Origin of the sequence: Geomonas silvestris (assembly GCF_014193515.1) — a bacterium.
Taxonomy (GTDB): Bacteria; Desulfobacterota; Desulfuromonadia; order Geobacterales; family Geobacteraceae; genus Geomonas; species Geomonas silvestris.
In genome coordinates this window covers 425,011-446,694 of the sequence record NZ_BLXX01000001.1, presented here as the reverse complement: position 1 = coordinate 446,694, position 21,684 = coordinate 425,011, and the positions used below count along the sequence as shown (strand labels likewise).

The window sequence follows — 21,684 nt, the reverse complement described above, 5'->3', positions numbered from 1 at the left end:
ATGCGTCGCAACGGCTTCACCATCGTCGAGCTGGTCGTGGTGGTTGCCATCATCGGCATCTTGCTGTCGATCGCCACGGCCAACTGGAACAGCATGCAGAAAAAAAGCTGGGTCGAGACCCAGGCCAGGCAGACCTTCAGCGACCTGATGTCGGTCAGGGCCGAGGCGCTTTTCACCAAGAGGGCGCGCAGCGTGGTTTTCTCCGGGTCGAGCTTTGCGGTCTACTCGTCGAGCGAGACCGGCGCCGGAGTCCAGCCGATCAGCACCAAGAAGCCGTTTAAGTACCCGTTCAAATGGGGGAGTGCGGGGACCTCGCTCACCGTGACCTTCGATGCCTCCGGTCTCTACACCGGCACGGCGGACCTGCCGCTGTGCATCGACCCGGATGGCAGCCTCGGCACTACCAGCGGCGCCGTCGACAGCATCGTGGTATCGACCGCGCGCATCAAACTAGGAAAAAGGGGGGGAACCAGTTGTGAGGTGTCCGCCATTACTCAAAGATAACGCCGGCTTCACCTTGACCGAGATGATGGTGGCCTTGGTCGTGATGATCGTTGCCATGGTCGGGCTGCTCCAGGCGATCGGCATCGCCTTAGAGCACAACCTGCGCAACCAGGAGCGCGAGGAGGCGGTGTACCTCGGCGAGAAGTACATGAACGAGCTGAGGGGGAAATCGTTCGATTCCTACTCGGCGAGCTACTCTTCGTTTGCCGCGGGCAGCGCCGTACGCGGCGGGGGACTGCGCTACACCGTGGAGCGTTCCACCGCGCCCCTCGGCGCGGACACCAGGCTCCTCATGGTGACGGTGAAATGGACCTTCAAGCAGGTCGAGTATCAAAACCGGGTCACCGCGACGGTGTCCCAGTCCCCCTCCTGATCCCTTTCCCCCTTGAGGCTGGGAATCAGTGGCAGCGCAAGACTTTGACAAGGAAAACGTAATGTATCTGCGCGACAGCCGGGGTTTCACCCTGGTCGAGGTGCTGGTGGCGATGGGGATCTTTTTGACCATCATGCTGATCACCGCCAACTCGTTCAATTCGATAGCCAAGCACGCGGCCCAGCAGTCCAAGTCCGCCGAGACGCTCCAGGAGAGCATCGTCGGGCTCGAGGTGCTGCGCTCGGACCTGAAGCAGGCGGGCTTCGGCCTCCCCTGGACGGTGACCGGCATCTCCGGCTCCGCCTACAAGGAGGCCCAGATCGCCACGACCGATTATCCCGCCGCCGGATTCTGGCCCGCCACCACGCCTCCAGGTTCGGCGGCCAACTGGGTCACCTCCTTTAACGACGCACCCTCCAGTGCGCCGCGGGCGGTGCAAAGCGCGGATACCGCCTTCAACGTGGGGAGCGACGGGCACGGCTCGAAGTATCTGGTGATCAAGTCCATGCTGGTCAGCAACAACCCCGCCGCGAAGAAGTGGACCAACGTCGCCTACGCCAACGGAGGCCGGTCGGTTCGGCAGTGGGGGGACGCAAGCCGCGACCTTGCCGCCACCGACCGGGTCATCGTCGTGAAAAACTCGCTCACCACGACGCCCCCTGCGCAGCAGCTCATGGTGAGCGGAGCCGGTGCCTTTTCCACCACCTTCTCCAATTTCTCGACGCTCACCCAGAACCACATCGACGGCGATACCTACGAGGTGTACGGGGTCGACGGCGTCGATCTCAGCGCCCCCTTCAACCGGGCCGACTACTACGTGATGACCCCGGCCTCCGGCATGCCCGCGGAGTGCTCGCCGCGCACCGGGGTGCTCTACAAGGCGATTTTGAGCCACACCAGCGGCAGCTTCACGCAGATCCCGCTGCTCGACTGCGTGGCCGATCTCCAGGTGGTCTTCGGCGTGGATACCTCGCTGTCCGCGACCGGCATCGTGAACGACCACGCCACCGACATGAGCGGCAAGTCGGCCGAGGACATCCGCAACCAGGTCCGCGAGATCAGGGTCTACCTGCTCTCCCACGAGGGGAAGAAGGACCGCGGCTACACCTATCCCTCGCGCTACGTCACGGTAGGGGAGAGCTTCGGCGGTGTCTTGAGGGGCAGAGTATTCGACCTGCAAAGCCAGATCGGCGGCGATTGGCAGAACTACCGGTGGAAAGTGCACACCATCGTGGTGCGCCCGAAGAACCTCTTCTAACTGGCAAGGGACGTTGTTATGAAACAGCTGCAAAATGAGAACGGGGTCGCCTTGGTGGTCTCGATGATGTTCGCCCTGATCTGCCTGGCGATGATCCTGACCCTTTTGTACTTCGTTTTGGCCACCACCAAGAACTCCGGGGCCCAGACCAGGTATCGCAGTTCCCTCGAGGCCTCCTACGGCGCCACCGACCTCCTGACCAAGACCGTGATCCCCCGGCTCTTCTCCAACTACTCCTCAGGGTACCTGTCGCTGGCTACCGATTTCGGGGGAAGCGGCAGTTTGGACATGGTCCTGGGCAACAAGGATGTGCTCAAGGAGAAGATGTTCAAGAACACTGCGGATTGGAGCGGGCTGGCCATGAAGACCACCAACCCGAAGCAGTCGCCGGACATCACCTTCACCCTTCCCGGCCAAAACGGCTCGCAGGGGTACAAGGTCTACACCAAGATCGTCGACACCACCACCGGCGTGGGACTGCTCGACGCCAGCGGCATCGACTACCTAGACAGCGGCATCGGCGTGGCAGGCGCCGGTTCCGCCACCCAGACCATGCGCACCCCCAACATCTACACCCTCGAAGTGCAAGGGGAAAAGGCCACCAACCCCAAAGAGAAGGCGAACCTCTCGGTGGTCTACGCCTACTGAGTCCAGCCCCTTTCCGCCTCACCCCACCGCGAAGCCCGTCTCAGGACGGGCTTTTTTTTGTTCACCCTACGATTTTTCTGCCGCGACCATTTTCCAGATAAAGACGCTCCACAACTCGTACATCGCGATCAAGAGCCTGTGAATCGCGATCAAGAGCTTCTGCATTGCGATCAAGAGCTTCTACATTGCGATCAAGAGCTTCTACATTGCGATCAAGAGCTTCTGCATCGCGGTCACGACGTTCCCGGAACCTCCCATCCTCTCTTAAGCAAGCCCCTGACGCACCAGATGTCTGAAATGATTGCCTGGTCCGGCGTTTCCGGATGTCTACCTTAACCTTTTTGCATAGACAGTTGGGGTTTGCGCTATGCAAATATTGCGTAGGTCCGGCGGCAGCACGACCTGGCATTTCAAAAACCTGCTATTTTCTGGTGGCTTGCCCGAGTGTAATGCGGGGGGATAAGTTGGTGCACTCTTTGCTGACAGGTAGGAGCCTCTCCCCGCCCAGGTTTAGCACCAGGCCTCAGCGGAGGGAGTTGCAGAAGCCCCGCTGGCCGAGGAGACCGTTCGCGATGACCCATCTGTTGGTGAAACGTTCCTGGACAGGGAACATCCTCTGTCTCGTTCTCTTGCAGGTCCTCCTGCTGATTGTTGCCGGAACTGCCTCTGGTTTTCCCAAGGCACAGGGGGAAGGGGAGTGCTCTGCCTGCCACAAGCTGACCGAAAAGGAAGCGGAGTCGCTGCTTAAAAAGCTGGGGGGGACGGTAAAGGCGGTCCGGCAGGCCCCGGTGCCCGGGCTCTTTGAACTCTTGGTGGAGAAAGACGGCAAACAGGGGACCATCTACATCGACTACGCCAAGAAGCGCTTGATGCAGGGGATCGTGGTCGATCTGGAGACGCTGCGCACCCAGACCGCGTTCGAGGACCAGTCGCACCGGATGGCCCAGGCCGCCTCGGTCGATCCCGCCTCGTTGCCGCTGCAAAACGCCCTGGTTATCGGCAATCCAAAAGGAAATAAGCACCTGTACGTCTTCATCGATCCCGAGTGCCCCTACTGCGCGAAGATGTACCAGGAGTTGGTGAAGCTCGAAAAGATGGCGCCCGATCTGGCCATCCACCTGATCATCTACCCGTTGCCGGCACACCCGGGAGCCTACGACAAGGCGCGCTCCATCGTGGACTCCAAAAACCGGACCATGCTGGAAAAGGCCCTTGCGGGGCAGGAGATCTACATCCCCGGGAGGCCGACCGGCGTCAAGGAGGTCGACGAGGTTATCATTTACGCCCGGCGGCACGATATCGTCGCTACCCCGGCAACGGTACTTCCCAATGGCGCTGTGGTAACCGGTTATCGGGATGCGGCAGAGCTTAAGAATCTGATTGAAAAGGCGCCGTAACGGCGGGGTTGGCGAGTGAGCAATGAACTTGGAAAAGGTGACGGTATGAAAAAAATTATCCCTGCTTTGGTACTTGTCTGGGCGCTGTCGATGGTATCCGGTGGGCAGCAATGTCTGGCCGCGAACAACATCGGCTCGTCAAACTCCGGGGCGAGCAATGCCAACTACGCCTGCCAGCCTCCGTACCTGACCCAGAACGCCAAGCCGAACATCCACTTCGTCCTCGACTACACCGGGTCGATGAACTACTACCCGTACATACAGACCTCCTCGACCTATAATTCGAGCACCAGCTACTACGGGTACTTCAAGCAGGACATGTACTACCAGTACGACACCTCCACGACAACCGGGATGAGTCCCACCAACGGCTTCTGGACCGAAAACACCAGTTGCACCAATACCGACCACATCGGGCAATCCGGTTGCGTTTCGGGACGTCTGCTCAACTACCTCACCTCGAACAAGGTGGATATCCTGCGCAAGGTATTGACCGGGGGGCGCGTGGCTTCAGGGAGCACCGACGTCCTGGAACATGAAGCCGGCGACTCCTTCAACACCGGCCGCATCGCCGCCGAGTCGACCACGCAGTGCCTGTTCGATGCCGGCCCCTCCTCGCTGACCGGGCAGGAGCAGATCAGCAGTACCAGCTACACCATCGCCACGACGTCCACCGTCACGGATTCGAACCTCAAAGTCGACGTTAATGCCAGTGACGAGTCGTTCACCCGATATTCCGGCGACTTTACCACGAAGTATGCAATTGGCGACACCGTTCAGATCACGAGGCCGAGCTCCAGCGCGATCAGCACCAACAACGATGGTACTTTCACCATTACGGCGCTGACAGCCACCAAGATGACGGTGAACGGCAACCTTGGCACTACCGAGACCGGCAAATACGCCATCTTCACCAAGATCACCTACACTCCTGCAGCAGCCGGTTGCCAGGTTCTGGCGAAGACCATCAGTAAAACCATGACGATCAATGCGTCGACTAAGACCTTCACCCGGACCGACGGCGGCAGTTTCGTTTCCGACGGGTGGGTCGCCGGCATGACCCTCGTGGCGTCCGGGTTTCGCTCCATCAGCAACAACGGTACCTTCACCGTCGCCTCGGTAACCGCCTCGACCTTGACGGTAAACGAGAACACTCTGTTCACCGATTCCAACAACAATACCGGGTCGTTCCTCCAGTACACGATCTACGCCTATACGAGGGTGAAGACCTCCACTCCCGCGGACATCACCGGAACCATCCAATACATCTACACGGGACCGACTTCGACTGCCAACAAGGCGGATATGGAGATATCGTTTTTCAGTACAGACTACGGGGTAACCTATGCACCGAATGCCGGGGGGACCACGTACGATACCACCAAGAATCAGGCACAGTCCAACTACATAAACGCCATCAACAGGCTCCCGGCGACCGGCGGTACCAACACCAGGCAGGCGATGACCGCTGCGGAAAAGTTCTTCCAAAGCGACAACAGCAGCACCGGAATCAGGAGCGTGGCCAGCATGCCCAGCGGCTGGCCGAGCTCGGGGACTTCCACCAAGGGGAACGCCTCCTACGATCCTTTCTACGATTCGGGCAACGTCGCGACCCCGTGCCGCAAGTCGTTCGTGATTCTCGCCACCGACGGTGACTGGAACTCTCCGGATACCACCTACGCATCCGACCCCGCCTATGTCGCCTACGATATGCATGTCCGCAACAGCACCTACGACCTGCGTCCCGAGACCGGGACCACGAGTGCCGCGGGGTACGATACCAACATGGCCGGCCAGCAGAACGTGACCACCTACGGGATCTACCTGCTCGACGACTCGACCACCGGCAAGAACGCCCTGAAGACCCTGTCCATCTTCGGTGGGTTCAACGACATCGATAAAAACAACCTGCCGTACCCGTTCACGACTTCCCCCCCGAGCAGCTCGACCGGCAGGTACAAAACCGTCACCAATACCACAGGGTGGTCGACCAGCCTTAACGTGAGCTACAACCCCCTGACCGAATGCAACGACCCGACGCGCTGGGACAGCACTTCGACCGTCACCTGCAAGGAGTGGGACACCTCCCCGGTTCCGCACACGAACCTTCCCTACAACTACTTCGAGGCATCCGACGGCGACCAGGTGGCCTCCAGTATCCTCAACGCGGTCAACGACATCCTCGAGCGGATCTCGTCCGGTACGGCGGCATCCATCCTCGGTAACAACGACAACGCCGGCTCGCAGCTGCTGCAGGCGATGTTCTACCCGATCAAGACCTTCGAAAGCTACACCAAGGCGACCTGGCTCGGCGAGCTGCAGTCTTACTGGTACTTCGTCGACCCGACCCTGAAGCACGTGACCATCAGGGAAGACACGGTCAACGACATGAAGTTGAACCTCACCCAGGACAGGATCGTCGAGTTCAACTTCGACGGCACCTACACCAAAGTCCGGCTCTACAACGACGCCAACGGCGACGGTACCAAGGACTCGACCACCTTCCAGTCCGAGGTCGATCCCGACGACGTGAAGACCTTGTGGCAGGCGGGGACCAAGCTGTTCTGCACGAGCGAGGCGGACCGGGTCATTTTCACCAACGACCCGACGGCTTCCAGTGCGACCAAGATCTCTTTCAACGACACCGCCTCCTCCGGCAGCACGACGTCGAAGCTTAAGTCCTACCTCGATGTCACGAGCAACGCCGGGGCCTACGACGTCATCAAGTACACCAGGGGGAGTGACGTCGACACCGCCTACCGCAACCGGACGGTGCGCTATACGACCAGTACCTGCAACGGCACCTCGGGGACCTTCACCCAACCCTGGAAGCTTGGGGACATCGTCAACTCGACCCCCAAGATCCTCACCGAGGTGCGCCTGAACAGTTACAACCTCTCGCCTGCCTCGGGTTACTCGGACACGACCTACACCAGGTTCATCAGCTCGAGCGACTACAACGCCCGCGGGCTGGCCTTCGTGGGTGCCAACGACGGGATGCTGCACGCCTTCAAGACCGGTTCGAACTTCAACGGCACCTCCACGAATGTGGTGGCCGAACTGAAAAACGCCAACGGCACTGCGGTCAGCGATCTCGGCAAGGAGTTGTGGGCCTTCGTCCCGAAGAACGTCCTCCCGTACCTCCAGTACCTGTCGCTCTCCAACTACAGCCACATGTACTTCCTCGACTCGACGCCGATCATCGCCGACGTGAGCATCAACGTGACCGGCGACGCCGCCATAAACTGCAACAGCTCGACCTACTCGACCTGTGCTCTCAAGACATCCCTGAGCGGCAACAGCCTGTCTTACGATACGAGCGGCAGCGGCGGCACCAGCTGGCGCACGGTCATGATCGGGAGCATGGGCCTGGGCGGTGCCACCCGCGTAAACCCGGTCACCACCGCCAGCACCAGCATCACCGTCAATGCCAGCGGCAAGACCTTTACCCGCAGCTCGGGCAGCTTCCTCACCGACGGCTGGACCGTCGGCAAGGTCTTTACCACCTCCGGCTTCACCAATGCAGGCAACACCGGCCCCTTCGCCATCACCTCGGTAACCGCGACGGTGATTACCTGCGCGGGGGCTGGGCTGGTCAGCGAAACCTCGGCAAGCGGCCAGCTGTACGAAAGCCAAGCTGTGAGGGTGCCCGTCACCGCCTCCAATGGCCCATCGACCCTCGGCTACTCGTCGGTCTTCGCCCTGGACATCACCTCGCCGTCGGGGAGCACGATCGGAACCGATTCTTCCAGCTACCCGCAGCTTTTGTGGGAGTTTACCGACCCGCGCCTGGGCTTTACCACGGTGACTCCCGCCATCATGAGGGTCAAGGATCCCGGTGAGACCCCCAGCAACCCGACACGTCGCAACGGCAAGTGGTTCGCGATCCTCGCCTCCGGCCCGACCGGTGCCATCTCCGGCGGCAACTTCTACGGCAACTCGGATCTCCCCTTGACCATCTTCGTCCTCGATCTGAAGACGGGAAACATCGTGAGGACCTTCAACAACCTGGCGTCGGGGCACACCTTGAACGCCGCTTCGTCGACGATCCATACGCAAGTTGCCGCTATGCCGAGCTTTGCCTTCGGCGGCTCGCTCTCGGCATCGGGACTCGACGCCGACAAGAAGTCTCTGAGCCTGACCGGCAACTACAGCGACGATGCGCTCTACATCGGCTTTACCAAGGCCGATTTCACCCAGTCACCCGCGCAGTGGAACAAGGGGGGGGTGCTGCGTCTATTGACCTACAACGATCCGGATCCCTCTCACTGGAGCATCTCCCCGGTGATCGACGACATCGGCCCGGTCACCTCGGCGGTGACCCGGCTTCAGGACATCACGGCACACAACCTGTGGCTGTACTTCGGCACCGGAAGGTACTACAGCAAGGGGGACGACCAGACCAACATCCAGTCTCTCTTCGGCATCAAGGAGCCCTGCTATGCCGCCTCGGACACCTTCAGCGGCAGCACCTCGACCCCCTGCACCACGAAGATCGCCGCCACCAGCACCTCCAGCGGTGTTTCCGGCAGTACCTTGGTGGACCAGACTACCAACCCGGTGACGTCGCTTCCCAGCGGTAAGGACGGTTGGTTCATCAACCTGGGCACACCGTCGGGGAGCTACGCCAAGCGGGTCGTAACGGACCCCATCGCGAGCTACAACGGCATGGTTACCTTTTCGACCTTTGCTCCCTCTACCGACGTTTGCAGTTACGGCGGGTCCACCTCGGTGTGGGAGGTGCAGTACAACACCGGCGCGGCTCCCCCCGTGAGCCTTTTGGGGCAACTCCTGATTCAGCTCTCCACGGGAGCCTTCCAGCAGGTGGATTTGAACAAGGACTTCACCTTGAGTAACGGTCGTGAAACCGCCGCCTTTAAGGGAACGCCGCCTAAGGACAAACCGTCGATGACCTCCAATGCCAACCATTTCCCGTCCAAACGGATCATCCATATCCGGGAGCGCTGACATGAACCCGCGCGGCTTCACGATTGTTGAGTTAGTCGTTACCCTTTTCATTGCCGGGATTCTGGCCGCCATAGCAATTCCTCGGTTCAGCCAGACCAACAGCAAGGAGAAGATCAAGAGCCAGACCAGGCAGCTTCACGCGGACCTGGTGAACATCCGGCTGGGCGCCTTACAGCAGAAGAAACGGAGCATCGTGTTTTTCGGGCCGCAGCAGTCCACGTTCAAAACCTACACCTCGCCCTACGAGAGCACCGCCGCGGGGACCCTGGTGCGGGTGACCAACTACCCCTTTGTCCTGAAGAGAAAAACGGGGACCACACTTACAACGCTCAGCAGCGGCACCTCTGACTGCGTCGAGTTCCAGACCAGCGGACTGACCGACAGTACCACCTGTACCAACAGCAACATGACCCTGGTAGTAACTCCGGTTACCTATGGGGGTGGGAATAACTGTGTTGTCGTCGGTGCCGCCAGAATCAACATCGGGAGAATGGACAATGTTTCTACGTGCAGCATCTGGTGACGAAGGCGGGTTCACCCTGATCGAGTTTGTGGTCGCGACCCTGATTCTTTCCGTTGGGGTCCTCGGCCTTTTGAAGATGGTCGCCCTTTCGGTTTCCATGAATGTCACCAACAAGATGCGGACCAGCGCCGTACAAATTGCCGATCAAGTGCTTGTCAAGGAGCGGGCGACCAAGGGTTTCTCCCAGTACACCTCGACGAATCCGTCCTCGCCTGCACTTGTCATTCCTGCCTTCAGGGGGGCGGGATTTTCCAACTACTCGGTCACGGAAAGTGTCAGCAGGTACGGTACTGGCGGGAAACAGGTCCGGGTGATTGTCACCTGGCACTACAAGAACAAGTCGTACCAGCACAACCTGTCGACGGTCGTGGCTGATGACGGCAAGTAAGGTGAAAAAGATGGTGAAGGTATTCCCTAAATCGGGTCAGAAGGGTTTCACCCTGGCAGAAGTCATGGTCGCTATGGCGTTGTTCATGGTGGTGATCGCTTTGGTCGGGAAATCGTTCAACAGCGCTCTGCATACCTCGACGGTGATCGCCAAAAGCGAGGAGAGCAACATCGATGGCGTCCTTGGGCTGGAGATGTTGCGGCACGACATCGTGCAGGCGGGATACGGGCTATACACGCTGGCGGACACCGCGCCCAGTTTCAGCGAGGCGGCCGCGGGGACTCTGGCAGCAGACTATAACGACACGGCTGGGAAAGCTGTGCCCAGGGGGGTGGTCGGGGATAACGACCTCGACAAAGGTGATAACTCCATCATCCTCTCGGGGACCGATTATCTCGCCATCAAGGGAACTTCTCTTGGTACCGAGTCAGCTGCGCAGAAGTGGTCCTATATGAACTACACCACCCCGGCAAAAATCTGGACCAAGGGTGAAGATAAGCTCTCCGACGGTGTCGACAAGGTCATCACCCTCAGACAGGTCTACAGTACGGGCAATCTCGACAGGAAGTTGGTCTTTGATACCTCAACCCCCACAAGTTGGGCTCTTACCTATAGAGATGACGGCAAATATGCCAGCACCTACCACCCTACGGCAAATGGACAGGTCTACTACTATTACGGGCTTGGCAGTAGTACTCCGAGGGCTCCTTTCAACAGGGTCGACTACCTGGTTAAGCGGGTCCCCCAGGAGATGAGCAAAAGCTGTGCGCCGGGGGCAGGGACTCTTTACAAGACGGTTTTGAACCAGTCGGACGGCAGCATGACGCAGATTCCGCTCCTTGACTGTGTCGCTGACATGCAAGTGGTGCTTGGCTGGAACGCCACGGGCGCCTCCGGCAGCAACGTCGTCGACACCTGGAGCAACGCCAACGGCACCACGACGTCCCCCGGCAATCCCTTGTCCCCTTCAGATCCCGCCTTTGTACGCAGCAGTCTGAAAGTCGTGAAGGTATTCATCCTGGCCCAGGACGGTGTCTACGACAGGTCTTTCAACAACCCTTCGACACCGCTTTTGATCGGTGATGATACGTCTTTGGGAAGTCTGTCCCGGTATATTGATCTCTCCGGTCCGAACTACCAGCACTACCGCTGGAAACTGTACCGTTTCACTGCCAGACCGACGAGTTTGTGATCTCATGAGGCTTAACATGCGAAACCTGAATGACAAAGGGATGGCCCTAGTGACCTCGCTCATGATGACGTTGATCATCCTGGTCATCATCATTGGGCTTTGGACAGTAATGGACCAGTCCATAAAGGCAAACACTGCACGCTCGTCGTATCGCAACGTGACTGAGGCGACGTACGGTGGGGTGGATCTCATCACCAAAAATCTCGTACCGCGCCTGTTCGACAACGTTTCAACCGCAACGATCGCATCAGAGTACCGCGATTTAAACATGTCACTGGCGGCAAGCGCATGTCTTAGGCAAAAACTCACGCTCTCGCCAGATAAATGGACCGCTTGTCCTTCTAGCTCCAAGGATTTCGCGCCAAAGAACTCCCCTGACATCAAGTTCAACCTGATAGATGAGAAGAAAAAACCTTCTTACACTGTCTACTCGAAGATCGTCGACACCGTTCCTGGGGTTCCTTTCGCCAGCGGCACGAACGGTAACCAGCTGATCGGCAGCGCCGTTGCCGAGTCGAGCGCGGGAACAACCCTGACTCTCGAGCACTACGTCTATACGATTGAAGTTGAAGGGCAGGGTGCAACCGGGGCGGATAAAAAACTGTCGGTCGTTTACGAGTACTGAGCCGGCAGGTTCTTCAAAGATACAGCCTCAGGGTAAAACAGTAGCGTTTCCCGTGGCACAACCACTAGAAACCCAGAACAAGGAGGTGCTGACAGGATGGGCACTGAAGGACAGGATAACGAACTTACCGACGTCGTACTTTGTTACCAGGCGCTGGGGATTCCGCTCGATGCGTCGCCCGCGCAGATCGAGCAGGTTTTCAAGGTCCTGACGGACAGGCACCGCAAGCTGCTCTCCGAACCGGACCCCGCGACCAGGAACGAGGCTCAGCGGAGCCTGGACCAGATCGCCGAGATGTACGACAAGATCCGCGGCTCGGTCACCTACCGGACAGCCGAGAAGGACTTCGAGAAAAAGGGTGCGATCGCCCAGGAGGCCAAGCGCCCCCAGCACCAGGCCGTGGCCGAAAAGAAGAAGATGGTCAACTGCCCCCGCTGTAACGGCCTCATCAAGCCGGGACTGCAGGTCTGCCCGATCTGCCGGACGCGCATCTACACCCCGGCCGAGAAGCTGCTGCAGGCCCTGTTCTCCAGGAAGATGCTCTTGCTTTACGCGATCCTGCTCATCCTCGCGGGCGCTGCGTTTTACTTCCTCTCTTTCCGCAGTGCCCCCGCCAAGGCTCCCGCGTCGGAGCTCGACTCGCTGCAGAACCTGCAAGCAAAGTAGGCCCCCGCACCTGCGCAGAAACCCGCCGACGCCCGGCCCACCAGGACCGGGCGTCTTTTTTTGCGCGCACCTCAATAACCCACCAGGCCCCCTCGCGCCTCCCGCCGCTCCGGTTTCCTCAGAAGGGACCACCCCGCCTTTTCATTTGTGCGGGCGATGGTAACATTGGGAAGCTGTAATTTTGCCATTCTGCCGACCGGGAACGGCACCGGGCCCGGCGCGGAGGCTTCCAGATGAGGCAGCGCGGCTTCTCGCTCATAGAAACGGTCCTGGTGGTCACCATCCTCGCAATACTGACCGGCGTTGCCGTTCCGGTGTTCACCCGCCTGCTGACGCACTACCGCATCGAGTCCCAGACGCACGGCCTGTTGGCCGACCTGCAGCAGACCCGGGCCAATGCCATGTACCAGAGGCGGGTGACCCGGGTGAAGCTCTACCCTGCGCGTTACGAGGTCTACTCTTCGTCAGCCGACAGCGGCGCACCGCTGCGCAGCTCCCTTTTGCGCTACCCGCTGTCGGTGGAAGAGGGGGCCACCATCGACTTCAACGAGCGCGGCATTGCCCTTACCGAATGCTCCATCTGCGTGGACTCCGCCGAGCCGACCGGTGCCCTGGACAGCGTGGTTGTATCGAAGACCAGGTTGAGCATCGGCCAGAGGGACTCAGGCCATGACTGTAACGCCAAGTACATCACCAAGCGCTGAATCCGGTTTCACCCTGGTCGAGCTGATGATCGCGATGCTCATCATGACCGTCGGGCTCTTGGGACTTTTGCAGACGGTTACCCTGGCCTACGGGCACTCCCTCAGAAACCGCTACCGGGAGCAGGCCCAGCAGGTAGGCGAGGAGCAGATGCACCAGTTGCGCAGGATGGTGCTCGATTCCAGCCTGCACTTCCCCAACGCCACCACCGCGGTCCGCCCTGTGGGCGGCGGGCTGAAGCCGTTCCGGGTCACCAGGGACAGCCGCTCCCAGGGCGGTACCTGGCTCCTTACCGTAGGGGTGACCTGGTGGTTCAAGAACGTCAGCACTACCCAGAGGATCTATACCTTGAAGAAAAAGCCGTGACGGTGAGGCCGATGACTGCAAATCGTGGCTACACCCTGGTCGAACTGGTGCTGGTCATCTTGATCTTCTCGATCGTGATGCTGCTCATCTCGTCCTCCTTCAACCGGATACTGGCGAGTTCCTCGGTGTTGGCCAAGGCCGCGGAAACCGACATCGGCGGCCTGATCGGTCTCGAGGTACTCCGCTCGGACCTGGAACTGGCGGGTTTCGGGCTCCCCTGGCAGCTCCCCGCCAATTTCACCTACAGCGAGGCCGGCTGCCCCGGCGACTGCAACGAGTACCATGACGCCGACTCGCCCGACAAGGTGCCGCGCCCGGTTGTCGTCGGGGACAACAAGGGGTTCAACGGCTCGGACTACCTGGTCTTGAAGGGAACCGCGCTGGGGATGAGTACCACCTCGCGCAGGTGGGCCTACCTCAACTACTCCTCGACCGGGACCGTCATAAAGCAAAGCGGAGCGGGTAGCGAACTCCTCTTGGGGAGCGGGGAGCGCGCCCTGGTCATCAAGCAAAGCGGCACAAGCGACGGGAAGGTGAGCCGGAAGCTGGTCACCGTCGCAGGCGGCAGCAGTTTTACCCTCGTTTTCAGCACGCCTCTCGCCGAGTCCTTCCTGCCGAGCGCCGCCACCGACAACTTCCTGGTCTACGGCGTCGCCCCCCCTGACAAGGATCCCCTGGAGTTTCCCTTCAACCGCGCCGACTACTACCTGAACCGGACCGACGACATCCCCTCGTACTGTGCGGGTGTCGACAGGAACCGGGGGACCGGGGTGCTCTACAAGAAGGTGATCAGCCACAACAGCACGACGCACTTCGCCTACCCGCTGCTCGACTGCGTCGCCGACCTGCAGGTGGTCTTCTTCCTGGACACCGGCGGCACCGGTGCGGGGGACTACCACACCGGCTCGGAGCTCTTCGTCAAGGGGGTCTACAGCGCCGGCGACCTGCGCGACCAGATCAAGGAGATCCGCATCTACATCCTGGCCCAGCAGGGGCGCAAGGACCTCAGCTACCTCTACCCGGTGGTCGACCCGGAGCGCGCCATCGTGGTGGGGGATCGCGGGCTCGCCCCTGAGCTGAGCGGCGTCTGGAGCGCCGCACGTCTGTCCAGCCAGATCAGCCCGGACTGGCGGCACTACCACTGGAAGCTCTTCAGCATCGTGGTACAGCCCGGGAACCTGTAGGGGAGGGGGCATGGTCCTCAAAGGTGAAAATGGTGCCGCACTGGTAACCGCGCTCATGTTGACGGCCCTCTCGCTGGTCATCGCGCTCGCCCTCTTGTACATCGTGAGCGCCGGCACCAAGCTTACCGCGAGCCAGAAGCGTTACCGCACGGCGCTCGCCGCGGCGCACGGCGGCGTGGAACTGGTGACCCTGGAACTGGTGCCGCGGCTTTTGCAGCAAAACCCCGACTCGGCAAGCACCCTGCAAAACGAGTTCTCGCTGATCAGCCTGAGGCTGCCGGGCTACAACTGCCTGCAGCAGAAACTGGTCTCCCCTACCAGCGCCTGGAGCTCCTGCTCCTCTGCGCAGTTGAACCCCGACCCCGCACTCTCCCCGGATTTCTCCTTCGTCCTTGGTGGCGTCGGCCAGTCCGACGGCTACCGGGTCACCGTGAAGATCCTCGATACCGTGCCCGGCAACACCGACACCGGCGGCAACGACCTGCTCGACGCGGGGAGCCCGGTGACCGGGATGGAGGAGGGGATCCACCCGCAGCACGTGCCGGCCCTTTTCAATATATCGGTAAAAGGGGTCGGTGGCGCCCCCCGGGAAAAGGCCGGTCTTTCGCTGCTCTACGCCTACTGACCCTCCCGGCATCTTTCCCCTTGAGTCCCTCAGCACGCTTCCGATACACAGCAGAGGTTATCGTGCCCCGCCCGGTGCGCTTGCCGCGAAGGACTGAGCCGGGGAGCCGGCAGCACTGGCGAAGCGAAGCCTGAGGGGTGCTAGCGCCAAGAAACGCCGCGGGGAGGGGGCTGGCACGGTCGGCAGGGTGAGTTCTCTTGATCGAAAAAGAAGACAATTACCCACAATAAAGTATAATTACATATAATTTGGATTAATTTCTTGACTTATCTCCTATTTGGTGCAAAAGTATCGCAAAATCCGTAGGGTCTAGGTGAACCGCATGCCCGTTACGATCACGAATAGCGTCAAAAAGTTGCGCGAAGAGCGTCTGATGAGCAAGGCCGAGTTGGCCCGTATGGCCGGCGTCTCTCCCATCACGATCGACCGCATCGAGCGCGGCGAGGACTGCAGAATGGAGACCAAGCGCAAGATCCTGCTTGCCCTGGGGTTCTCCCTCGCCGAGAAGACCAAGGTGTTTCAGGACTAGGGGATAGGACCGCGTGATGCTTTTCGCCAAGAACAAGGACATTGTGGGAGTGGACATCGGCTCGAGCGCCGTGAAGCTGGTCCAGTTGCGTGAGCTCAAGGGGGGCTGGCAGCTGCAAAACGTCGGCGTGCTCCCGCTCCCTCCCGAGGCCATCGTCGACAACACCCTGATGGACAGCTCCTCGATCGTCGAGACCGTGAAGAAGCTCCTTTTAAGCCTCGACGTGAAGGTGAAGGATGCCGCCTGCTCCATCTCCGGCAACGCCGTCATCATCAGAAAGATCTCGCTGCCGGTGATGCCCGCCGAAGAGCTCGAGGACCAGATCCACTGGGAGGCCGAGCAGTACATCCCCTTCGACATCAACGACGTGAACGTCGACTTCGAGATCCTCTCGCCAGACGAGCAGGACCTCTCCAAGATGAACGTCCTGTTGGTTGCCAGCAAGAAGGACATCATCAACGACTACCTGACCGTGTTTGCCGAGGCCGGGCTCAAGCTCGTGGTGGTCGACGTGGACGCCTTCGCCGTGCAGAGCGCCTACGAGAGCAACTACGGGGTGGAGAACGAGGTGGTGGCTCTGGTCAACCTGGGGGCCAGCATCATGAACCTGAACGTGGTGCGCGACGGGGTCTCTCTTTTCACCCGCGACGTGCAGTTGGGCGGGAGCCTCTACACCGAGGAGATCCAGAAGCAGTTCGGCATCGACACCCAGCAGGCCGAGGTCAAAAAGCTCATCGCCTCGCGCTTGGAGGACCCGCGCCTTGCCGAGGTCCTGCAGCGCGTCAACGACACGGTGGCGACCGAGATGCGCCGCTCGCTCGACTTCTACAACTCGACCGCCGGCGAGGACCGCATCAGCAAGGTGTACCTCTCAGGCGGCGGCGCGAAGACCGCCCAGCTCGTCGAGACCGTGCAGCAAAGACTCGGCATGCCCGTGGAACTTTTGAACCCGTTTTTGCGGGTCGCGGTGAACGAGAAGGAGTTCGACGCGGCCTTCCTCGACGAGATCGCCCCGGTGATGGCCGTTGCCGTGGGGCTTGCCACAAGGAGGGTCGGGGATAAATGATTCGCATAAACCTCCTGCCCGTCAGGGCGTCCAAGAAAAAAGAAACCATCCGCCAGCAGGTCTCGATCCTGGCCCTCTCGGTCGGCGGGGTGTTGCTGGTCGGCCTCCTGCTCTACTTCATGCTGATGGCGAAGATCTCTGCCACCACGACCCAGATCGAAACCTCCGAAAACGAGCTGCGCAGCCTGAAGACCAAGATCGGCACCATCGACAACATCAAGAAACTGCAGGCCGAGGTGAAGAAGAAGCTCGACGTGTTAGGCCAGCTGCGCCGGGAGAAGACCGGACCGGCGAGCCGCTTGGCAGCCCTGTCCGATTCGGTCCCCGAAAAGCTGTGGCTTACCAGGTACACCGAAAGCGGCGGCAACGTGAGCATCTCCGGGTTCGCCCTGAGCGAGGAGCTCATCGCGGTATTCATGAAGAACCTGCAGGCGACCGGGGCCTTCACCAACGTTGAACTGCAGGTCTCGGAACAGGCCACCGTGAACGGCGAACTGGCCAAGCGGTTCGACATCGTCTTCCAGCTGAAAAAGCCGTAGCGCCGGGGCCGTCCCCAACCGTTACACCGCGTCACACACCAACCGTCTTCTTGTTGCTGAGGCTTTGCCATGGATCCACAGATAGAAAAGGTTCTCAAACTCCCGCTCAAGCAGAGGGTGGCCCTCCTGGTGCTGGTGCTGTTGCTCGAAGGAGCCGGGCTCTTCTACGGTCTGTACAAGCCCAAGATGGACGCCTACCGCGAGCTCCAGAACAAGCTTGAGGATCTGCAGCGCCAGATCCAGGACAACCGGCGCATCGCCAACAACCTGCCGCGCTACAAGGCCGAGTACGAGCAGCTCAAGAAGGATCTCGAGGCTGCCCTCACCGAGCTTCCGAACCAGAAGGAGATCCCCTCGCTGCTCACCAGCATCTCCAGCGCGGGGAAAGGGGCCGGGCTCGAGTTCCTGCTCTTCAGGCCCAAGCCGGAGGTCCCCAAGGACTTCTACGCCGAGGTCCCGGTGGACATCGCCGTTTCGGGGACCTTCTTCAACGTGGCCGAGTTCTTCGTCGCGGTGAGCAAGCTGCCGCGCATCGTCAACATCAACAACGTAAGCTTCTCCGATATCAAGGCCGCCAACGGCCGCACCACGGTAAAGGTCAACTGCCTGGCCACCACCTTCCGATTCCTCGACAAAAAAGAGATCAAGGATGAAAAGAAACCCAAGTAACAGGCTGCTCATCGTCGCAGCGCTGGCCTCCCTTATCTGGGCCGGGTGTTCCAAAACCGAGGACAAGCCGCAGCAGCCTGCGCCCCCGAAGCCGGCAACGCCCGCCAAGCCCACGCCGGCTCAGGCTCCGGCTGCACCGGTGCAAAAGGCCGTCTCCAGCGCCACCAGGAGCAACCAGCTCGACTTCGCGCGGCGCACCGACCCCTTCAAACCCTACGCCCCGGTGCTGGCGACGCCGCAGCCCAAGGCGGGCGAGGCGCCGGTCGTGCGTCCCCGCGAGGACGTGCTGCCGATCCAGAGCTTCGAGACGAGCAAGTTCAAAGTGTCCGGCATCATCGCCGGGCTCAAGGAGAACCGGGCCCTCATCATCGACCCCACGGGCAAGGGGTACGTGGTGCAGACCGGGATGCAGCTTGGTTCCGGCAACGGCCGCATCACCAGGATTACGGCAAACAGTGTCGAGGTGGTGGAGACCTTCAAGGGCGACCGGGGCAAGATCCACAAGAGAACCATCGTACTTACGCTGGCCAAGAAAAGGTAAGGAGCGTTTCTGATGAGAGTGTTTCCGAGCAGAGTCATATGTGTTTCCATGGCACTCAGCATGTTGGTCATGTCATCTGCCGGCTGTGTCAAACGGATGTCGGCGGCCAACGAGCCAAGCACGGCAAGCACCGGCTTCGCCACCCTGCGCTCGGTGACGGTTTCACCTGACGCTTCCCGGATCGAGCTGGCCAGCGACAAGCCCTTTACCTACACCTCCTACAAGGCAGGGGAGCCAGCCAAGGTGGTCGTGGACATCTCCCAGACCGATCCCGGCCAGGTCGCCTCGTCGTTCGACGTGAACCGCGGCAACGTGCGGCGCATCGACGTTTTGCGCCAGCCGGTGGGTGGCGGGGTCCTGACCCGGGTGGAGGTCTCCCTTGTCAAGGACGCGGACTTCATGGTCGCCACCGACCCCGCGGACAAGACCAAGCTGATCGTCTCGATGGTGGCCCCCGAGGCCAAGGCCGCGCCTGCCGAGGTGAAACCGGCGCCGGCTCTGGAGGCTAAGGAGCCGCCGCTTGCCGAGGCGCGCATCGAAGAGAAGAGCCTTCCTGCCGAAGCACCGGCCGCCGCTGCCGCCGAAACCGCCCCGGCAGCTGATCCGGCCAAGCCTGCCGCCGCCGACCCGGCGAGTTCCCCCGCGGCACCGGAAAAACCCGCCGACCATCCTGCCGCCGTGGCCTCCGCCGCTGGCGTCGCCGCCGGCTCCCTGGTGAGCGAGACGGCCCCGCAGGGTGCCGCCCAGCAGGGCGGCCGGCGCCTGACCGCGGTCAACACCGGCGCCGATGGGGTCGAGCTTGCGGTCGCTGGTGGCGTCCTTACCTTCAACTCCTTCAAACTCGCCAAGCCGGACCGGATCGTGGTCGACCTCTTCGGGGTGAAGAACGCCCTGGGGCAGAAGGTGGTGCCGGTGGGCGCGCTGGGAATCGCCAACGTCCGCATCGGGAGCACCCCCGACAAGCTGCGCATCGTCCTGGATGCCACCGAGGAGAAAACGCCGGCCTTTGACGTGGTGAAGACCGACGCGGGGCTCAAGGTTCGCCTGGGTGCTGCCGCAGGCAAGCCTGCTCCGGCCCTGAAGGCCGCCCCGGCAGCTCCGGTTGCCGCCGCTGCAGCAGAGGCCGCGCCGGTAGTTCCGGTAGCCAAACCGGTTGCCGCTCCCGCGGCTGCTCCCGAGCAGGCGGCGCCTGCGGTAAAACCCGCTCCCAAGTCCCACAAGGCCGCAGCGGTGGCCGCTGCCGCCCACGGCAAGGGGACCCTGGAGTCGCTCGATTTCAACGTGGTCGACGGCGTTTCCCGCATCACCATGAAACTCTCCGGCGGCTGCGAGGCCGGCAAGCCGGTGCGCGGCGCACAGGGGCTCTCCCTGAGCATCGCCAACTGCCAGGTCCCCAAGAAACTGCAGCGCGCTCTGGACACCGCCCAGTTCGGCTCCCCGGTCCTTTCGGTGACCCCGTACCAGGTGAAGGTGAAGGGGAGCAACGTGGCGAAGCTCCTGGTGCGGCTGCGCGGCAACCCGCCCTTCACCGTGCGCCAGGAAGGGGACATGCTGTTCTGGGACGTCACCAACCCGGGACCGCTCCCTGCCGCCAAGCTTCCGGCCGCTCCGGTGCGTGCTCGCGAGGCGCAGCCGGCCGAGCCGCAGGTGGCCGATGAGCTGTTGCCGGCTCCGCGTCAGGACGACATGGTGACCGAGATCCCCACGGTGCAGCACGCCACCAAGAAGGTGTACAAGGGGCGCCGGGTCACCCTCGAGTTCTCCGATGCCGATATCCGCAAGATCTTCCAGCTGATCGCCGAGGTCAGCAACCTGAACTTCCTGATCGCCGACGACGTTACCGGCACCATCAGTATCAAGCTGGTGAATGTCCCCTGGGACCAGGCGCTCGATGTGATCCTGGACGCCAAAGGGCTCGGGATGCAGCGCGAAGGGAACATCGTCCAGATCAAGCCCAAGGCGAAGATCCAGACTCAGGCCGACGAGGAACTGGCCGCCAAGAAGGCCGCCGAACGCGGCATGGAGCTGCGCACCATGGTGTTCGAGGTGAACTACGCCTCGACCTCCGACGTCGCTACCCAGTTCGCCGCGCTGAAGAGCGACCGGGGTACCATCACCAAAGACGACCGTACCAGCCGGGTGATCGTAAAAGACATTCAGACTGCGCTCGACGAGATGCGCGCCCTGCTGAGGAACCTCGACACCCCCGAGAAACAGGTGATGATCGAGGCCCGCATCGTCGAGGCGACCAGCACCTTCACCCGCGATCTGGGCGTTCAGTGGGGGCTCAGCTACAAAGACGGCTCGGCTTCCACCCTCGGGATCAACTCCCTCGATACCACCTTCGGCGGTGTGGTTTCCACCGCCGGCCCCGGGACCACCGGCTCCGGCGGGATCGGCATGGGGGTGTCGTTCGGCAAGCTGACCAGCAACATCCAGATCGACATGCGCCTGGCTGCCGCCGCTACCATCGGGCAGGTGAAGATCATCTCCACCCCGAAGGTCGTGACCCTCAACAACAAGGCCGCGAAGATCTCCCAGGGGCAGTCGATCCCCTACCAGACCACTTCCGCTGAAGGGACCAAGACCGAGTTCGTGGAGGCGGCGCTCACCCTCGAGGTGACCCCGCACATCACCGCCGACGGTTCCGTCAGCATGAAGATCAAGGCGAGCAACAACTCTCCGGGTACCGGCTCGCCGCCGCCGATCAACAAGAAAGAGGCCACTACCGAACTCGTGGTCGCCAACGGCGAGACCACCGTCATCGGCGGCATCTACGTGGACAGCGACACCGAGTCCGATACCGGTGTGCCGTTCCTGGCCGACATCCCGCTTTTGGGCTGGCTGTTCAAATCGAATTCCAAGACGAAGACCAAGACCGAACTGCTCATATTCATTACACCCAAGCTGATTCAGTGACG

General features: G+C 61.1%; 21 protein-coding genes. All 21 read left to right on the top strand.

Features of this window, described 5'->3' with window-relative positions:
• The 21 genes from GMST_RS01905 to GMST_RS01805 all read left to right on the top strand — a co-directional run bounded on the left by GMST_RS01905 (position 1) and on the right by GMST_RS01805 (position 21,682).
• On the top strand, positions 1 to 504 hold the full coding sequence (locus GMST_RS01905; protein WP_183352908.1) for a pilus assembly FimT family protein: 504 nt from the start codon (positions 1 to 3) through the stop codon (positions 502 to 504).
• On the top strand, positions 476 to 877 hold the full coding sequence (locus tag GMST_RS01900; protein ID WP_183352907.1) for a type IV pilus modification PilV family protein: 402 nt from the start codon (positions 476 to 478) through the stop codon (positions 875 to 877). The genes GMST_RS01905 and GMST_RS01900 overlap by 29 nt, the downstream gene beginning before the upstream one ends.
• Positions 878 to 938: 61 nt before the next feature.
• The gene (locus GMST_RS01895) at positions 939 to 2,135 is read left to right on the top strand and encodes a PilW family protein (RefSeq protein WP_183352906.1); all 1,197 of its coding nucleotides are present in this window, start codon (positions 939 to 941) and stop codon (positions 2,133 to 2,135) included.
• An 18-nt stretch (positions 2,136 to 2,153) separates the two neighbouring features.
• Positions 2,154 to 2,783 (top strand): pilus assembly protein PilX, encoded by a 630-nt coding sequence (locus tag GMST_RS01890; RefSeq protein WP_183352905.1) that lies wholly within the window; start codon positions 2,154 to 2,156, stop codon positions 2,781 to 2,783.
• Between the two features lie 572 nt (positions 2,784 to 3,355).
• Positions 3,356 to 4,180, top strand: coding sequence for a DsbC family protein (locus GMST_RS01885; RefSeq protein ID WP_183352904.1), 825 nt, complete (start codon positions 3,356 to 3,358; stop codon positions 4,178 to 4,180).
• A gap of 45 nt (positions 4,181 to 4,225) precedes the next feature.
• Positions 4,226 to 9,148 carry a hypothetical protein gene (locus tag GMST_RS01880; protein WP_183352903.1) on the top strand — a complete coding sequence of 1,641 codons (4,923 nt, stop codon included), beginning with the start codon at positions 4,226 to 4,228 and terminating at the stop codon, positions 9,146 to 9,148.
• 1 nt (position 9,149) lies between these two features.
• Positions 9,150 to 9,671: a pilus assembly FimT family protein gene (locus GMST_RS01875; RefSeq protein WP_183352902.1), complete on the top strand. Its 522-nt coding sequence runs from the start codon at positions 9,150 to 9,152 to the stop codon at positions 9,669 to 9,671.
• The gene (locus tag GMST_RS01870) at positions 9,646 to 10,059 is read left to right on the top strand and encodes a type IV pilus modification PilV family protein (RefSeq protein ID WP_183352901.1); all 414 of its coding nucleotides are present in this window, start codon (positions 9,646 to 9,648) and stop codon (positions 10,057 to 10,059) included. Before GMST_RS01875 ends, GMST_RS01870 begins: the two co-directional genes overlap by 26 nt.
• 10 nt (positions 10,060 to 10,069) lie before the next feature.
• A complete protein-coding gene (locus GMST_RS01865; protein ID WP_183352900.1) occupies positions 10,070 to 11,251 on the top strand; it encodes a PilW family protein in 1,182 nt (393 codons plus the stop codon).
• Positions 11,252 to 11,267: 16 nt separating this feature from the next.
• The gene (locus GMST_RS01860) at positions 11,268 to 11,876 is read left to right on the top strand and encodes a hypothetical protein (protein ID WP_183352899.1); all 609 of its coding nucleotides are present in this window, start codon (positions 11,268 to 11,270) and stop codon (positions 11,874 to 11,876) included.
• 96 nt (positions 11,877 to 11,972) lie between these two features.
• Positions 11,973 to 12,542 carry a hypothetical protein gene (locus GMST_RS01855; RefSeq protein ID WP_183352898.1) on the top strand — a complete coding sequence of 190 codons (570 nt, stop codon included), beginning with the start codon at positions 11,973 to 11,975 and terminating at the stop codon, positions 12,540 to 12,542.
• A gap of 233 nt (positions 12,543 to 12,775) precedes the next feature.
• The gene (locus GMST_RS01850) at positions 12,776 to 13,246 is read left to right on the top strand and encodes a pilus assembly FimT family protein (RefSeq protein WP_183352897.1); all 471 of its coding nucleotides are present in this window, start codon (positions 12,776 to 12,778) and stop codon (positions 13,244 to 13,246) included.
• On the top strand, positions 13,212 to 13,610 hold the full coding sequence (locus tag GMST_RS01845; protein WP_183352896.1) for a type IV pilus modification PilV family protein: 399 nt from the start codon (positions 13,212 to 13,214) through the stop codon (positions 13,608 to 13,610). Before GMST_RS01850 ends, GMST_RS01845 begins: the two co-directional genes overlap by 35 nt.
• Positions 13,611 to 13,621: 11 nt before the next feature.
• On the top strand, positions 13,622 to 14,794 hold the full coding sequence (locus GMST_RS01840) for a type II secretion system protein (RefSeq protein WP_183352895.1): 1,173 nt from the start codon (positions 13,622 to 13,624) through the stop codon (positions 14,792 to 14,794).
• Positions 14,795 to 14,804: 10 nt separating this feature from the next.
• Positions 14,805 to 15,419 (top strand): pilus assembly protein PilX, encoded by a 615-nt coding sequence (locus tag GMST_RS01835; protein WP_183352894.1) that lies wholly within the window; start codon positions 14,805 to 14,807, stop codon positions 15,417 to 15,419.
• Between the two features lie 322 nt (positions 15,420 to 15,741).
• The gene (locus GMST_RS01830) at positions 15,742 to 15,948 is read left to right on the top strand and encodes a helix-turn-helix transcriptional regulator (RefSeq protein WP_183352893.1); all 207 of its coding nucleotides are present in this window, start codon (positions 15,742 to 15,744) and stop codon (positions 15,946 to 15,948) included.
• A 16-nt stretch (positions 15,949 to 15,964) separates the two neighbouring features.
• Complete coding sequence (pilM, locus tag GMST_RS01825) at positions 15,965 to 17,014, top strand: type IV pilus biogenesis protein PilM (RefSeq protein WP_183352892.1); 1,050 nt, start codon at positions 15,965 to 15,967, stop codon at positions 17,012 to 17,014.
• The gene (locus GMST_RS01820) at positions 17,011 to 17,553 is read left to right on the top strand and encodes a PilN domain-containing protein (RefSeq protein WP_183352891.1); all 543 of its coding nucleotides are present in this window, start codon (positions 17,011 to 17,013) and stop codon (positions 17,551 to 17,553) included. Before pilM ends, GMST_RS01820 begins: the two co-directional genes overlap by 4 nt.
• Positions 17,554 to 17,622: 69 nt before the next feature.
• Complete coding sequence (locus GMST_RS01815; RefSeq protein WP_183352890.1) at positions 17,623 to 18,222, top strand: type IV pilus inner membrane component PilO; 600 nt, start codon at positions 17,623 to 17,625, stop codon at positions 18,220 to 18,222.
• Positions 18,203 to 18,763 (top strand): pilus assembly protein PilP, encoded by a 561-nt coding sequence (locus tag GMST_RS01810; protein WP_183352889.1) that lies wholly within the window; start codon positions 18,203 to 18,205, stop codon positions 18,761 to 18,763. Before GMST_RS01815 ends, GMST_RS01810 begins: the two co-directional genes overlap by 20 nt.
• 12 nt (positions 18,764 to 18,775) lie before the next feature.
• On the top strand, positions 18,776 to 21,682 hold the full coding sequence (locus GMST_RS01805; protein WP_183352888.1) for a type IV pilus secretin PilQ: 2,907 nt from the start codon (positions 18,776 to 18,778) through the stop codon (positions 21,680 to 21,682).
• The last annotated feature ends 2 nt before the right edge of the window (positions 21,683 to 21,684 follow it).